Source organism: Mesorhizobium amorphae, assembly GCF_014843845.1.
Taxonomy (GTDB): domain Bacteria; phylum Pseudomonadota; class Alphaproteobacteria; order Rhizobiales; family Rhizobiaceae; genus Mesorhizobium; species Mesorhizobium amorphae_A.
In genome coordinates this window covers 86,391-101,387 of the sequence record NZ_JHQS01000063.1, presented here as the reverse complement: position 1 = coordinate 101,387, position 14,997 = coordinate 86,391, and the positions used below count along the sequence as shown (strand labels likewise).

11 protein-coding genes are annotated in these 14,997 nt (G+C 62.9%); 9 read left to right on the top strand and 2 right to left on the bottom strand.

Annotated elements, in window-relative coordinates; translation table 11 throughout:
* Nucleotides 1-192 precede the first annotated feature (192 nt).
* The 3 genes from DH08_RS29660 to DH08_RS29650 are packed head-to-tail and all read left to right on the top strand — an operon-like array spanning nt 193 to nt 5,082.
* Complete coding sequence (locus DH08_RS29660; RefSeq protein WP_192182810.1) at nt 193-2,355, top strand: GumC family protein; 2,163 nt, start codon at nt 193-195, stop codon at nt 2,353-2,355.
* A gap of 3 nt (nt 2,356-2,358) precedes the next feature.
* Nucleotides 2,359-3,492, top strand: coding sequence for a glycoside hydrolase family 5 protein (locus tag DH08_RS29655; protein ID WP_192182809.1), 1,134 nt, complete (start codon nt 2,359-2,361; stop codon nt 3,490-3,492).
* A 60-nt stretch (nt 3,493-3,552) separates the two neighbouring features.
* On the top strand, nt 3,553-5,082 hold the full coding sequence (locus DH08_RS29650) for a hypothetical protein (RefSeq protein WP_192182808.1): 1,530 nt from the start codon (nt 3,553-3,555) through the stop codon (nt 5,080-5,082).
* Between the two features lie 3 nt (nt 5,083-5,085).
* Here DH08_RS29650 and DH08_RS29645 read toward each other — a convergent pair whose 3' ends face one another.
* Complete coding sequence (locus DH08_RS29645; protein ID WP_246801041.1) at nt 5,086-5,961, bottom strand: hypothetical protein; 876 nt, start codon at nt 5,959-5,961, stop codon at nt 5,086-5,088.
* A 330-nt stretch (nt 5,962-6,291) separates the two neighbouring features.
* On the opposite strand from DH08_RS29645, the gene ftsZ reads away from it, so the two are divergent.
* Nucleotides 6,292-7,299: a cell division protein FtsZ gene (gene ftsZ, locus DH08_RS29640; protein ID WP_192182807.1), complete on the top strand. Its 1,008-nt coding sequence runs from the start codon at nt 6,292-6,294 to the stop codon at nt 7,297-7,299.
* A gap of 68 nt (nt 7,300-7,367) precedes the next feature.
* Here the strand turns inward: ftsZ and tssH are convergent, their stop codons facing one another.
* Nucleotides 7,368-10,190 (bottom strand): type VI secretion system ATPase TssH, encoded by a 2,823-nt coding sequence (gene tssH / locus DH08_RS29635; protein WP_192182806.1) that lies wholly within the window; start codon nt 10,188-10,190, stop codon nt 7,368-7,370.
* Between the two features lie 334 nt (nt 10,191-10,524).
* Between tssH and tssA the strand changes: the two genes are divergently transcribed.
* Genes tssA through tssE form a run of 5 tightly spaced genes read left to right on the top strand, consistent with a single transcriptional unit; the run spans nt 10,525 to nt 14,997 of the window.
* Nucleotides 10,525-11,697 (top strand): type VI secretion system protein TssA, encoded by a 1,173-nt coding sequence (gene tssA, locus DH08_RS29630; protein WP_192182805.1) that lies wholly within the window; start codon nt 10,525-10,527, stop codon nt 11,695-11,697.
* Between the two features lie 6 nt (nt 11,698-11,703).
* The gene (gene tssB, locus DH08_RS29625; protein ID WP_192182804.1) at nt 11,704-12,243 is read left to right on the top strand and encodes a type VI secretion system contractile sheath small subunit; all 540 of its coding nucleotides are present in this window, start codon (nt 11,704-11,706) and stop codon (nt 12,241-12,243) included.
* A 3-nt stretch (nt 12,244-12,246) separates the two neighbouring features.
* Nucleotides 12,247-13,752 carry a type VI secretion system contractile sheath large subunit gene (tssC, locus tag DH08_RS29620; RefSeq protein WP_006204799.1) on the top strand — a complete coding sequence of 502 codons (1,506 nt, stop codon included), beginning with the start codon at nt 12,247-12,249 and terminating at the stop codon, nt 13,750-13,752.
* 47 nt (nt 13,753-13,799) lie between these two features.
* Entirely contained in the window at nt 13,800-14,255 is a 456-nt protein-coding gene (locus DH08_RS29615) for an Hcp family type VI secretion system effector (RefSeq protein WP_006204798.1), read from the top strand.
* A complete protein-coding gene (gene tssE, locus DH08_RS29610; protein ID WP_192182803.1) occupies nt 14,242-14,997 on the top strand; it encodes a type VI secretion system baseplate subunit TssE in 756 nt (251 codons plus the stop codon). Before DH08_RS29615 ends, tssE begins: the two co-directional genes overlap by 14 nt.

Genomic DNA, 14,997 nt, shown 5'->3' with positions numbered 1-14,997 from the left:
GCCGACGCTGAAACCTGCCTCTCAATAGAGCAAAAGCCTGCGATCGCGCCAGCGCGAACGCTCCGCATGGTTACCGTCACCAGTTTGTTAATTTGAGCAGCGGGCGGGGTAACCTTAACGGAAGACTAACGATAATTCTGAATACTGGCGGTGTAGAGTAAGGCCGGAAGGCGCGCTCTGCAGAGGAAACCGATGACGCCAGCCAGAACCGACGATCGCACGCTTCCACCTTTGTTCGACATAGGACCGCTATGGGCAGTCCTGTGGGGGCGACGCGTCATGGTTCTTGCCATCGCCGGCGCGGCGCTGCTGCTTGCACTGCTTTATCTCGCCGTGACGAGCCCGAGCTATACGGCGACCGCCTCGATATTGATCGACCCGCGCGATTCGCGCGCGACCAATTTCAACGACGTTCTTCCCGGCATCGGCGCCGACAGCGCCGCCATCGCAAGCCAGGTCTTCGTCATCGAATCGCAGGACTTGCTGGGGGCAGTGTTCGACAAAGAGGGGCTTCAAAACGATCCGGAATTTTCAGGCAAAGGCCTGGTCTCGCGTGTCTTGTCGATGTTTGGAGCGGGCCGCGGCCCCTCACCGGACGCGGCCTTCAAGCGCTTTCAAAAAGCGGTATCGGTGGACCGTGAAGGACTGACCTATGTCATCAATGTCTCCTTCACGTCGCCATCGCCGGACAAGGCCGCGCGCATCGCCAACGCCATCGTCAATCGCTACAGAACAGGCCTCGCCGGAGAACGCGAAACCGCCAACAGCGACGTGAATTCTCTCCTCAACGACAGGATCAAGGGTCTTCAGAAGGACGTCAGCGACGCCGAGCGCGCGGTCGAGGATTTCAAGTCGGAGCACGAGATCCTGGGGTCGGCCGATGGCGGCACGTTGCAGTCGCAGCTCGACCAGCTCACGGCGCAGTTGATAACCGCACAGGGCGACGCCGATCAGGCGCGGGACCGATACAATCAGGCGCTGGCCGCGGGCACCTCGCCGGCCGGCCTGGCCAAGCTGGCGGAAATCCTTTTCTCCAATTCCGCCGTCAAATTGCGCGACGACTATAACCAGCGCGCGGCAGAGCTCGCCAATCTCGAAACCATGTATGGGCCTCGTCATCCGGCCATTGCGCGGCTCAGGTCGGAGCTCGATCGCATGAACCGGCTGATGGCCGCCGAGGCGGAGCGGATAAGACAGCAGCTGAAGGCCAGCTACGATCTCGCCGCCCAGAATGTGGCGAAGCTGCAGGCCAAGCTCGAGGCCCTGCGCCAGCAGTCCACGAACTCGAATATCGCACAGGTGCAACTGCGGCAACTGGACTCCAAGGCCCAGGCTGCCCGCACCGTGCTCGACGATTTCCTGAAACGCGCGCAGGAAACGTCGCAGATGCAGGGCGTCCAGACATCCGAGGCGCGCACGATCAGCGCCGCCTCCGCCCCGCTGCAGCCGACCTGGCCGAAGCCGGCCCTGCTCCTGCCGGTCAGCGCCTTTCTGGGCCTCATCGCCGGATGCGGTATCGCCCTCGCGCTGGGGCCGGTCCGCAAGCCCGAGGATGACCCGCGAAGCCCTCGCGAAGAGGTGCCGCAGGCGACCCAGCCAAAAGAGCCGAAAAAGGACGGCGCACCTGCCATGTCTCGTCCATTGCCAGCCAATTTCGGCGAGTACCGCCTGCCGGGGGTCGCCGGCGGTGCGGCGCATTCAAGCATCAAGGCGCTGAGGAAGTCACTGTTTCAAGCCGGCAGCGACGCGCTTTCGCTGGGCGTGCTGAAGCTTATGCGGCAAATACTCCTGCGCCTTAGCGACCACCCCAAACCCTTCGTGCTTCTGGTCTCCTCCACGCGCAGCAATGTTGACGCAAGGCTTGCGGGCGCGATGGTCGGGATTGGTCTCCAGCAAGCCGAGCAGAATGTGCTTGTGGTTGAAATCGGAGGCCAGCCGCACCGTGCTGGCTACGGACCCGGCCTGTTCATCGATGGCGCGAGCGGCCTGCGCACGGTCGTATGCAGTCCGGCCGTGGAGAAGGGGGCAGAATTCCGGGATCGCAACACCTTGCGCGGCATTCTGGCCGAAGCCGGGAGCGCATTCGATTTCGTGCTCGTGATTGCCCCATCCCTTGGTGAGAACGGTTGGGATCGGGAGATCTTTGCAAGCGTCGATCTGATGCTTTTCGCGCTAAGCCCATCCGAATCTGCGTCCGGGACCGCCGCCCTGCTGGAGCAGCATCTCGGCACCGGCCAGATCGAACGCAGCGCCACTCTTGTGATCGACAGCGCACAGCCCGCCGGGGCAAAGGCAATGCCCGATGTCGCGTCTGGGGCCGGCGGATTGCGCCGCAGTTCCCTCGCAAGGAGTTGATCCATGCGGGCGGTTGAGCTGGTATCGCCGCTGACAGTGTCACGGCGGCATGCGCTTGCACTTGCTGGCGGGGCTTTGCTTACGACCCTCCCCTTCTCCGTCTCGACCGCGCTGCCGGCAACGGCCGCTCGTCCCGTTCCTTCGCGTGGCTTCAATCTTCCCGGATGGTTCGAACGCGAGGAAGGTATTGCTCCCGCTGCGGCGACGCTGCAAAAGCTGCGGCAAGCCGGGTTCGAAACGATCCGCTTGCCAGTGAACGGCGATCTTGTCTCGGCAGGCGACCGGGCGGTGCTCCGCCGCATTCGCGACGGGATCGCAGAGCTTGTCGGGCTGGGCTTCGCCGTTCTGGTGGACATGCATCCGTCCGGCGATCTTCGTGCGGCTTTCGAGCATGATCCGGCAAATGCGGCCAGGCGGGTGGTCCTGGCCTGGACGGCCCTGCGCGCCGTCATCGCCGACCTGCCGACGAATTCGGTCTATCCGGAACTGTTGAACGAGCCGCTGATGGAGCGTGCCGCGTGGCTTGAACTTCGCCAACAGCTCGCCGAGACGTTGCGGGCCAAATGTCCGCTCCACACGCTGGTTTGGGGCCCGGCACGCTTCCAGGGCATATGGGAAATAGCCGACACGCCGCCCTTGGTCGACGACAGGCAGATTGCAGCCATCCACTACTACGCGCCCATGGCGTTCACCCATCAATGCGAGAACTGGGATACATCGCCGCTCGCCCGCATCGCCAACCTGCCCTTTCCCGCGACAAGGGACATGCCGCAGGTGCGCGCGCTTGTCTCCAGATTGCGGGCTGCGGGCGACGAAGAGGCTGCCTCCCTGGTGGAGAAGGAATTGTCAGATCCTTGGACAGAGGCGCGGATCGCTGCGGACTTTGCCAAGCTCGGACGCTGGTCCAGTGCCCATGACTGCCCGGTCATCCTGAACGAGTTCGGCGTGCTCAATTTCTGCGTGGATCCAGCAAGCCGCACGGCCTGGACCCGTGCCGTGCGCAAGGCGGCCGAGGCAAACCACATCGGCTGGGCTCATTGGGAGCTCGATCAGGGTTTTGGCATTATCGCCAGCAGGCAAAGCACCGAGGGGTTCGATCCTCAGATGATTGCCGCCCTGCTGGGAGACGGCGACTGAAATGGACAGCAGACGTCAAGGCTGCAGGCTGGCGCAGGCGAGGATCAAAGCGGACCGGCAATGAGCATCACAGGGACATATCCGCATGTCGGGCTAAGCGCGCGGGCTCCGGACGCATCGAGCGCCGAGGCCCTGCTGCATGTCTCGATGGCGCTCATCGTCGTTGCGCTCGGCGTTTCGGCCTTTGCGGTGTGGACGCCGTTCGGGATTGTCGCGACGTTCATACTGACGCTGATCGTTTCGAACGCGGTGCCGGCGGGCATTCCTGTCGTGATCATCTGCGCCTTTCTCTACCAGAACATGATGGTGGCGTGGTACACGCCTTACATACCCGACAACGATACGTTCGACGCGCTGCGCGGTACGAACTTCATCATCCTGATGACCGCCTTCTGCATCTTCCTGGCGGCGTCGTTTCAGCACCGCGTGCGCGCCTTGCCCGAATTGCGCGCCTGGCTGCTGCTGAGCATCGTGCTGTGCGGGACGATCTGTTTCTATTTCGCCCTGGGGGTCGTGCATGGCGGCCCCAAGGACGCGGTCGTCTACTTCCGCAACACGATCACGCCCCTCGCCTGCTTCCACATCGCGGTCCTGGCGGCCAGCCTCTATCCCATCGACCTGCGCAAGAGCATGCTCTGGCTAGGCACTGGCGCGGTCATCTACGGCTATGTGGAACTGACCTTCACGATGAACTTCCTCGGCCTCTTTCATGGCGACCTCTACATCGAACGCAACATCGCGCGGCAGATCGAGACCGGCGTGTGGGAGAAGGCGCTCAAGGAAACCGGCTTCGTTTTCCGCGGACTTGAGGACGTGATGACGACGACCTTCTTCAACACGCCGTTCTTCAACGACATCCTGCCCAGCGTCTTTCGCATAGGCGGTCCGAACTTTCATTCGATCAGCTATGCCTATGCGCTGAGCATCATATCGGCCTGGCTGCTCTTCAAGGGTCGCTGGCTGCTGCCCATCGCCGCTCTGCCGCTGCTGCTTGTCATCGGCTCCAAGGGCGCGACATTCATGCTGCTCGTCGCGCTCTGCGTACGGCTGTTCCATAGCCCTTCCCGCACCGGCCTGACGCTTTCCGGTGTCGTCGCCCTGGCCTTGGTCTGGACAACCGCGGCAATTGCCTATGGCGCCACGCATGGCGACTATCACGTGCTCGGCCTGGCGGCGGGCATACGCGACTTCATGGCCAACCCGCTTGGCCAGGGACTGGGGCTGGGCGGCAATCTGTCGAGCACCAGCATCAATCTCAGTTGGTCGACCGCCCAGGCGGAAGGCGCCGCGTCGATCCCGGTCGAAAGCGCCGTCGGCGTCATGCTGTACCAGATGGGAATTGGCAGCCTGGTTTTCTTCGGCTTCCTGGCGGCGCTCGCCGTGGCGACCAGGCGGCAGCTGATCGAAACCGGCGACCTGAATTTCCTGTTTGGTTTCGTCGGCATTGTCACCATCTCGGCCAATGCCGTGTTGCAGGAAGAGGCATTCTACTCGCCTCTCGCTCTCAGTTTCTGCCTGCTGCTCGTCGGTGTCTCGCTGGGAACGCGCTGGCGTGAGATGGCGGCGGCAAGGGCCGGGCTGCAAGGCTAACTTTCAGGGACCGAATATCACCAGTTCGGTGAACGTCAGGTCGCCGGGCGAAGGCGGTTTCGGCCCTTTGAAGTACTTCAGCCCCTTCCTCGGAAAATACCGGCCGAGCAGACCCGGGACAGGCTCATTGGCGTCGACGAGGCAAAGCAGGGTTCCGCGTCGCAGGATGAAGCGCCCCATCGCGCCGGCGCAGCGGCTCAGATCCGTGAGAGATCGGCAATAGACGATCTGGGAGCAAGGGACGAGACCGTGCAATATCCGGCGCGACCTCAGCACCAACGGAACGGCCATTCCGTCGCGAATGCAGATCAGCGAGAGACAACCCAGCGCGGCGTGCTCCAGGAGGATATATCTCTCGCTGTCGGACAGCATCACCATTTCGGCGAGGTCAGGGCGGACTTCGAGCACGCGGCATGTCGGTTGTGCCGGGCTCAAGGCGGGCAGGAAGGCGAACTGGCCGCTGGCAAACAGGCGAAATCCGAGCGCCTTGTTGGCGTTCAAGGTCGAGGGTGCCGGCGAAATGTTCGTGTAGGTCACATCCCTGCGTTTGAGAACCGGCCAGATCAGCTTCATGGCATAAGGACGGAATGCTGCGTCCACGGACCAGCTTGAAATGTTGCAGCGGATTTCGTCGCCTTGGTAGCGGGCATAGAGGGTGAGCACGACCCCCACGATCCGCTCGGACGTCTCCAGGGCAAAACCGTAGCGCGGGAAATCGTCAACCGCGGGCCGCTGCGACAAACGGGTCAGCGCTTGCTTCCAGTAATTTCGGCTGCGCATCGGAAAGCCCCTGCGCAGGCAATCGACCACTTTGTCCCAATCGCTTTCCTGGATTGGGCGACACTTAAGGTCGGGAGGGGGCGCGCCAAGTACGGCCATAATCAACTCAAGAATACTGCCAAGTTAATTAGATATATTTCACCCCGAAGCCATAATAGTATACAACCCTTAACAATCCCTGCCTCCCTTTCGGGAAAAAATCACCCATCCGCCCCTCAAACGCCGATCGGTCGCCCTGCCGGCCAACGGCCCGTCGGATCGATCAGGCCACATCGAGAGGCACATCGGACTTGCGGTGGTGTCCAGCCTCTGATTCCCTGTCTCATGGCCATCGGGTTCTGATTCGCCCACCAGCAAGTTTTCGTCCCCGTGCCGCCAATAGATATCTGTCGACCCCTGCGCCGGGTCCGTTCCAGGGAGAAACGGCAAATGAACACCGCGACAAGGCCCGTAATCTCCGAGATGCGGCCGAAGATAACCGTCGTCGGCGTCGGCGGTGGCGGCGGCAACGCGGTCAACAACATGATTGCCGAGGGCCTGCAGGGCGCGGAGTTCATCGTCGCCAACACCGACGCCCAGGCCCTCACCATGTCTAAGTCGTCGAGGTTGATCCAGTTGGGGGCCCATATCACCGAAGGCCTGGGCGCCGGCTCCCTGCCCGAGGTGGGCCGCGCGGCAGCCGAAGAATCGATCGACGAGATCATGGACCACCTTGCGGGAACGCATATGTGCTTCGTGACCGCGGGCATGGGCGGTGGAACCGGAACGGGTGCGGCGCCGATCATAGCGCATGCCGCGCGCAAGGCCGGCATCCTGACCGTCGCCGTCGTCACCAAGCCTTTCACCTTCGAGGGAAAGCGCCGCATGCAATCGGCAGAAGAAGGCATTGAGCGGCTTCGCGAGTGCGCCGACACGGTGATCGTCATTCCGAACCAGAACCTGTTCCGGATCGCCGATGCCAAGACGACCTTCGCCGACGCTTTCGCCATGGCCGATCGCGTCCTCTATGCGGGCGTCGGCTGCATCACCGACCTCATCGTCAAGGAAGGGCTGATCAACCTCGACTTCGCCGATGTGAAATCAGTGATGCGCGACATGGGCCGCGCCATGATGGGAACCGGCGAAGCCGCCGGAGAAGACCGCGCCAAGAAGGCCGCCGAAGCGGCAATCGCCAACCCGCTTCTCGACGAAGCCTCCATGATCGGCGCCAAGGGCGTTCTGGTCTCGATCTCGGGCGGCATGGACATGACGCTGTTCGAAGTCGACGAAGCCGCCACCCGCATCCGCGAGGAGGTCGACGCCGACGCCGACATCATCGTCGGCGCCATATTCGACCGGGCGCTCGCCGGAAAATTCCGGGTCTCGGTCGTCGCCACGGGCCTGCGCCACGGGCTTGAGATACCGTCCTTTGCGGGATCAGAAATCCATACGAACTGAACGTGGCTCGTAGTCTTTGGTGACAGCCACACCCATTTCCTACGGTAGGAAGATTCCAGAAGCAATGCCTACTCGAAAGAGTAAGTAAACCCTTCCGCTGAAGCGCCAACCGTCACTTTCGTCAGCTTCTCACCCTCGAGCGAGCGGTTCAGCACGCCGCGGCTCAGTTCCGGCAGCAGCGTGTTGGTCAGGATGGCATCGATCATCCGCCCGCCGGATTCGATCTCGGTGCAGCGCGCCTTGACCAGGTCCATGACGCCGTCGCCGATCACCAGTTCGGCATCGTTGGTGGCCCGCAGCCGGCGCGCGATCTTGGCGAACTGGTGGCGGGTGATCGCTTCGATCATCGCATCCGAGAGCGGGTAGTAGGGAATGGTCACCACACGGCCAAGGAAGGCCGCCGGAAACACCTTCAGCAGCGGGCTGCGCAGCGCCGTGTCCAGATCGTCGAGCCCAGCCCGCATCGTGCCGTTTTTGGTGCGGTCCATGATGACCTCGGAGCCGACATTGGAGGTGAGCAGGATCAGCGTGTTCTTGAAATCGATCCGCCGGCCTTCGCTGTCGTCCATCATGCCCTTGTCGAAGACCTGGAAGAAGATCTCGTGCACGTCCGGATGCGCCTTCTCGACCTCGTCGAGCAGGATCACCGAATAGGGTTTGCGCCGCACCGCCTCGGTCAGGATGCCACCCTTGCCGTAGCCGACATAGCCGGGCGGAGCGCCCTTGAGCGTCGAGACGGTATGCGCCTCCTGGAATTCGGACATGTTGATCGAGATCAGGTTCTGCTCGCCACCATAGAGCGTCTCGGCCAGCGCCAGCGCGGTTTCGGTCTTGCCGACGCCAGACGGGCCGCAGAGCAGGAACACGCCGACCGGCTTTTCCGGCGCGCCGAGGCCGGCGCGGCTGGTCTGCACGCGCTTGGCGATCATCTCCATGGCATGGTCCTGGCCGACCACGCGCTCGGACAAGGTGCCGGCCAGCCGCAGTGCCTTTTCGGTCTGACTGGACAGCATCCGTCCGGTCGGGATACCGGTCCAGTCCTGCACCACGGCAGCCACCGCATTGCGGTCGACCGACGGCAGGATCAGCGGTGTCTCGCCTTGCGCTTCGGCGAGTTCCGCCATCAGTTCGCGCAGCCGCGCGAGATCTGCAACCGGATCGGGCGCTGGCGACCCGGCTGTCGCCGTCGCCTCCGGCTCGGCCTCAGCCGTTTCGGTGTCGGACGCCTTGGCCTTGGATGCCTTAGCCCCGTCCGGCTTGGTCCCGGGTGCCTTGGCCTCGGACACCGCTGCTGAGTCCGCAGCCGCCATTTCGCCGGCGGCCTCCCCCGCCGCCACCGCATCGAGCGGCACGCCCTCGCCGCGCAGCCTGGCGCGCAGGTCGAGGATCTCGGCGACCAGCGCCTTTTCCCGATCCCAGCGTGCCTGCGCGGCGGCAAGCGTGCCTTCGGTCTCGGCCAGTCCGGCGTCGACCCGTGCCTGCCGCTCGGTCACCTCGATGCCGATCGCAGCCTCGCGGCCGATGATGCCGTTCTCGACCTCCAGCGCCTGACGGCGGCGCAGAATGTCCTCGACCTCGGCCGGCGTGGCGTGCTGCGATATCGCAACGCGGGCGCAGGCGGTGTCGAGCAGGCTCACTGCCTTGTCCGGCAGTTGCCTGGCCGGGATGTAGCGGTGCGACAGGCCGACCGCCGCCTCGATCGCCTCGTCCAGTATCTGCACCTTGTGGTGCTGCTCCAGAACGCCCGCCACGCCGCGCAGCATGAGAACCGCCACCGCCTCCGATGGTTCGTCGATCTTGACCACCTGGAAACGGCGCGTCAGCGCCGGATCCTTCTCGATGTGCTGCTTGTATTCGGCCCAGGTCGTTGCCGCGATGGTGCGAAGCTCGCCGCGCGCCAGCGCCGGCTTAAGCAGGTTGGCCGCGTCGCCGGTTCCGGCCGCACCACCCGCGCCGATCAACGTATGGGCTTCGTCGATGAACAGGATGATCGGCTTTTCGGAGGACTGCACCTCGTCGATGACCGCCTTCAGCCGTTTCTCGAATTCGCCCTTCACGCTGGCGCCCGCCTGCATCAGGCCGACGTCGAGCATATGCACGCTGACATTCTGCAGCGTTGGCGGCACATCGCCCTGGGAGATGCGCAGCGCAAAGCCCTCGACGACGGCCGTCTTGCCGACCCCTGCCTCGCCGGTGAGGATCGGGTTGTTCTGCCGACGCCGCATCAGGATGTCGACGATCTGTCTGATCTCCGGATCGCGGCCGACGACCGGGTCGATCTTGCCGTCGCCGGCACGCTGGGTCAGGTTGGTCGCATATTTGGCCAGCGCAGAGTCTCCGCCCGGACCCCGTTTCATCGGCGCCTCGGCATCGGGTGCCGTCGGAGCGTCGCCCGCTTCGAGCGACCCTTCCGTCACCTCGGCAAAGCGCTTGATGACGGCGTCGGCATCGATCTTGTCGAATTCGGCGCTGATTTTCGACACAAGGCCTTCCAGCACCGGCGTCTTCAGGCAAGCAAGCAGGATATGCGAACTGCGCACCTCTTCGACACCGAATTCCAGAGCCGCCAGGTTCCAGCCTTCCTGGATGGCGTGAAAGATATGGTCGGAAAACTCCTCCACCGAGGTCGCGCCATAGGGAAGCTTATCTACAGCGCGCGTCATGTCGGCCGTTAGCCGGCTGACATCCATCTCTGCGTCGGCGACGATCATTTGCACGTCCGAGCGCTCCGAAAGCACCAATTGCTGGACGAAATGGACGAGTTCGACATAGGGATTGCCGCGCATCTTGGCCGTGTCGGCCGCAGCCTTGAAGGCGCGGACGCCGACAGGGTTGAGCTTAGCGACCAGTTCCTTGCGCTTGAAGCTCTGCGATGACCGGCGCTGTTCCATCGAACCTGCTCCTGAAACCTGCCCGCCGATACCCTGCCACATAAGCAGCATCTTGACAAAGCACGCGACGAATGAACCGCCCGGACGTCGAGTCGGCCGACGTCTGGCATTTCACGAAACGCCCCGCATCTCCGCGAAAACAAACATGAAATTGCCCCCGCCTATGCGATGCATTTCACATACGGATTTCGGTAACCACGCCAGGTTCCCGCAAGCGAGAATGGTCGCGTTTAGCTTCCGTTAGTTTTTGAGCAGCTGTTGAATTGTGATAAAGTGACGCAGTGTGATAGATGTTTGATCACGCAGGTCTCAGGGCCGCTTGCTGGGGGTTCGTGTGATTGATCTCGCACTCTGGCTGAATCCTTTGGACGGTGAAAACCCGTCTGGGGGAGATTTGCGCAACGATCCGGCCTTTCACGAGATCGAGCGGCTCACCGAACCCCAGGTCAAGGTCGTCCAGGAGGGTCACAACAAGCCGGTCGAATCCACCATTCCGGTCGACTGGCCTGCCGTGCTCGACAAGGCGGAAGAACTGCGCAGCCATGGCCGTGACCTGCGCCTGCTTGTCGTTGTCGCGCGGGCGCTGGCCAATGAAGAGAAACTGGCCGGGCTGACGCTTGGACTGAGCCTTATTGCACAAAGCATCGACCAGTATTGGGACACGATGCATCCGGCGTTGCGGCCGGGCGCTTCGCCACGCGATGCCGCCTTGCGCCGTCTCAACGCCTTGGCCGACTTGCAAAACGGTCAGGACGGTTTGCTGGCGGATTTGCGTCAGATGACGCTTTTTGCGCCTCGCGGCATCGGGCCGATCAGCGGACGCGACCTGGAACAGGCAGCACTTGACGAGCGCGTCATGCTTCAGGAAGCCGCCTCGGGATTGAATACGGCCGAAAAGGCGGCGCTGGCCGGTGCCCACAGCCAACTCCTCAACCGGGTGCGCAGCGGCTGTGCGGCGCAAGTGGATCAAGCCGGTGCCGAGATGACGTCACTCGTCGCCGACGCCCGCGCCGCGATCGCGGCCCTCGACGCGGTCGAGGCCGCACTCAACGCCCGTCTCGAAGGCGGTGCCCCCGTCCCGGAGTTAAAGCGGTATCTGCAGCGTTTGCTGACGACGCTCGAACGCAACGCGGCCGCCGGGGCCGCTGCGAATGGCGCGGCAAAGCCGGCCCCGGCGCCGGCCGAACCGGCAATGCCTGCTCGAAACGGTCATGGAGCCGATACGATGGCAAGTGTGGCAAGCTACGCGGAGCCCGGCAGCACTGGCCTGCCTGACCGGATCTCCTCGCGCGACGACGTCGTGAAATGCCTCGACCTCGTGGTCGCCTTCTACGACCGCACCGAACCGTCGAGCCCGATCCCGCATCTGGCCCGCCGCGTGCGCCGCATGGTGCACATGGATTTTGTTGAACTGATGGAAGATCTCGCCCCTTCGGGGCTGAAGGAATTCCGGCTCCTGGCCGGCGTTCCCGACGCCAAGAAGGCCGCTCAGAAGGATGAAAGGTAGCAACACATGCCAGCCGAAAGCAAAGCGAAGGTCATCGAACGAAATCGCGCGCCGCGGGTGCAGATCGCCTACGACGTGGAAACCTACGGCAGCCCTACGACGATCGAACTGCCGTTTGTCATGGGCGTGGTGGCCGACCTTTCCGGCGCCTCGCAAACCAAGGAAGCCTCGAAGTCGGTGCTCGACCGCGCCTTCGTCGAGACCGACGCCAACCGCTTCCCCAAATTCATGGAAGCGCTCGGGCCCCGCGTGAAGGCACGCGTGAAGAACACGCTGCCGCAGGTCGAAGGCCAGGAGCGCGACGAGGAACTGGCGCTCGATCTCACCTTCACCAAGATGGGCGATTTCGCGCCGGACAAGATCGCCGCGCAGGTTCCGCAATTGGCCGAGATCCTCAAGATGCGGCGTCAGCTCGAGGAACTGCTCGGCTTCATGGACGGCCGCGTCGATGCCGAAAAGCGCATCGCGCAATTGCTGAACAATGAGCCGCTTCTGAGCAAGATCGCCGGCCAGGCAATGTCCGACGACGACAAGGCTGGAGAGTAAATCATGGCCGAACAGCAAAAAACCGCACCAGCCGTCGCCGAGGCGGAAGGCATCGACCTCGGAGAATTCAGCGGCCTCCTCGAGAAGGACTTCAAGGTCAAGAAAGACGACAGCGAAAAGCTGCAGCAACTCGTGCGCAACCTCGCGCTCGCGGCGCAGTCGCGCTCCGAGACCACGACCATTTCGTCCAACGCGATCAAGTCGATCAAGTCGCTAATCGCCGGCATCGACAAGATGCTGACCGAGCAGGTCAACGAGATCCTGCACGCACCGGAAGTGCGCGAAATGGAAGGCACGTGGCGTGGCCTCTGGTATCTCATCAACAACACCGAGACGGATCAGAAGCTGAAGATCCGGGTGATGAACATTTCCAAGGAACAGCTGGCCGACACGCTCGAAGACTATGAAGGCCAGATGTGGGACCAGAGCCCGATCTTCAAGAAAGTCTATACGGACGAGTATTCGATGCTTGGTGGCGAGCCGATCGGCTGCATTATCGGCGCCTACGAATTCTCGAACCATCCGCGTGACGTCGGCCTGCTGCGCAACATATCGGGCATCTGCGCCTCCGCGCATACGCCGTTCATCGCCGCCGCCTCGCCGCGCCTGTTCCGCATGGACAGCTGGCAGGAACTGCCTAACCCGCAGGACCTGCAGATGATCGTGTCGAACCCGGCCTATGCCTCGTGGCAATCGCTGCGCGAGAGCGAGGACGCGCGCTACATCGGCCTCACCATGCCGCGTGTGCTCGCGCGCCTTCCCTATGGCACCGACACCGTTCCGGTGAAGGGCTTCACCTTCGAGGAAGAGGTGCAGGCCGATCACAACAAATATGTCTGGATGAACGCCGCCTTCCCGATGGGCGTCAACATCAACCGCAGCCACAAGCTCTATGGCTGGGGCACGCAGATCCGCGGCGTCGAGAACGGCGGCACGGTGCTCAACCTGCCAGTGCACTCCTTCCCGACCGACGACGGCTCGATCGCGATGAAATGCCCGACAGAGGTCGCCATCGACGACCGGCGCGAGGCGGAACTGGCCAAGCTCGGCCTGATGCCCATCCTGCACCGCAAAAACACCGATCTCGCTGCCTTCATCGGTGCGCATTCACTGCAGGACGACGAGACGCGTGCCGGACGTCTGGTCGATCCCGATGCCCAGTCGAACGAGCGGCTGAGCGCCAACCTGCCCTATCTTTTCCCGGTTTCGCGCTTTGCGCACTACCTCAAGGCGATTGCGCGCGACAAGATCGGATCGTTCAAGGAACGCTCCGACATGCAGATCTGGTTGACCGAGTGGATCAACCGCTACGTGCTGGCCAACCCGGCCTTCGCCGACGACAAGGCGCGCGCCAAGCGCCCGCTTGCCGCGGCCGAGGTCCAGGTCGACAGCGTGGAGGGGCGGCCGGGCTATTACAATGCCCGCTTCTATCTGCGTCCGCACTACCAGCTTGAAGGCATCAACGCCTCGCTCAGGCTGGTGTCGGAACTACCGTCCGTGAAGACGTGATTGCAGCAACCACATCTTGTTTTGTTTGAAAGCGGTGGAGAAAGACAATGGCAGTGAAAATCGATGGCTTTCTTAAGGTTCCGGATATCAAGGGCCCAAGCGTTCGTGACGGCCATGAGGACGAAATCGAAATCCATGGCGTCGATTACAAGATCGTCGCTCCGTACGATCCGAATTCGCTCTCGCGCCGTGGCCGCGTGTCCCTGGGCATGATCAAGTTCACCAAACACTATGACAAGGCCTCGCCCTATCTGAAAAAGGCGCTGTTCGACAACAAGGCGCTGGACGAAGTCGTGTTCTCCGCCCGCCGGACGATCGACGGAGAGACCAGCGACTACCTGGTCGTTACCCTGACCGACGCCTCGATCATGGAATACGACATGAAGCAGGCCGAGGACGAGGAAGACCTGATCGAGGAGGAGGTCAGCTTCGCCTACAAGAAGATCAAGTTCGTCTATGACAAGGATGACGAAATCGAAATGGATGTCTATGTCGGCAAGTGAGGCCCGGCGGCCCGGCGCGAACAAGCTGCAGCTTACCGGCAGTTCGCGCGCGAAACGCGAGGCGGTCCAACCCTCTCTTTGGGACCGCCTCGTCAACGACCTGCCGGGCCTGACCTCCGAAATAGACGGGCTGCGCCAGCTGTTGCAGGACGAGCTTGGCGCGGACCGGCTGGAAACCCTCGTTGCGGGCAGCGCGCGGCACATCGACGCCGACGCTGAGCTGACGCCGGACCAGAAGCGGCGCCTGCACCGGCTGATCTTCCAGAGCCAGCACCGCGCGGAGATCGAAAGCCGCGGCGTGGTGGTATCGGCCCGCGTGCTGAGAGAAGCCGTGCGGCGCGATATCGAGGCCTTGTTCAACACCGAACGGTTCGAAGCCACGCCGCTTCTTTCCGACCTCGAAAACGAACAGACAGCGGACAACCCGCCATCGCTCGCCGATTTTCCGGAGGTGCGCCGCAGCGTGGTCAACTATGGCGTGCCCTCTTTCTCGGGCCGTTCGTCGCGGGACTTCGACCGCGATGTGCTGGCCCGCGAGATCCGCGCCGTCCTTGCCACGTTCGAGCCGCGCCTGAAGGAGAGCGCGACAACGGTGACGGTCACCCTCGGCGACAAGACCGTGGGCCTGAAGATCGAGATAGACGCCGTGCTGATCATGACGCCGACACCGGAACGGATGCGGCTGCGCACGACGATCAATCTCGACAACGGCCTGGCGCGGACCGAGCTTAGGGAAAGCTGA

Coding starts and splice junctions, on each gene's coding strand:
- DH08_RS29660 (WP_192182810.1), top strand. CDS start 193: ATGACGCCAGCCAGAACCGACGATCGCACGCTTCCACCTTTGTTCGAC.
- DH08_RS29655 (WP_192182809.1), top strand. CDS start 2,359: ATGCGGGCGGTTGAGCTGGTATCGCCGCTGACAGTGTCACGGCGGCAT.
- DH08_RS29650 (WP_192182808.1), top strand. CDS start 3,553: ATGAGCATCACAGGGACATATCCGCATGTCGGGCTAAGCGCGCGGGCT.
- DH08_RS29645 (WP_246801041.1), bottom strand. CDS start 5,961: ATGGCCGTACTTGGCGCGCCCCCTCCCGACCTTAAGTGTCGCCCAATC.
- ftsZ (WP_192182807.1), top strand. CDS start 6,292: ATGAACACCGCGACAAGGCCCGTAATCTCCGAGATGCGGCCGAAGATA.
- tssH (WP_192182806.1), bottom strand. CDS start 10,190: ATGGAACAGCGCCGGTCATCGCAGAGCTTCAAGCGCAAGGAACTGGTC.
- tssB (WP_192182804.1), top strand. CDS start 11,704: ATGCCAGCCGAAAGCAAAGCGAAGGTCATCGAACGAAATCGCGCGCCG.
- tssC (WP_006204799.1), top strand. CDS start 12,247: ATGGCCGAACAGCAAAAAACCGCACCAGCCGTCGCCGAGGCGGAAGGC.
- DH08_RS29615 (WP_006204798.1), top strand. CDS start 13,800: ATGGCAGTGAAAATCGATGGCTTTCTTAAGGTTCCGGATATCAAGGGC.
- tssE (WP_192182803.1), top strand. CDS start 14,242: ATGTCGGCAAGTGAGGCCCGGCGGCCCGGCGCGAACAAGCTGCAGCTT.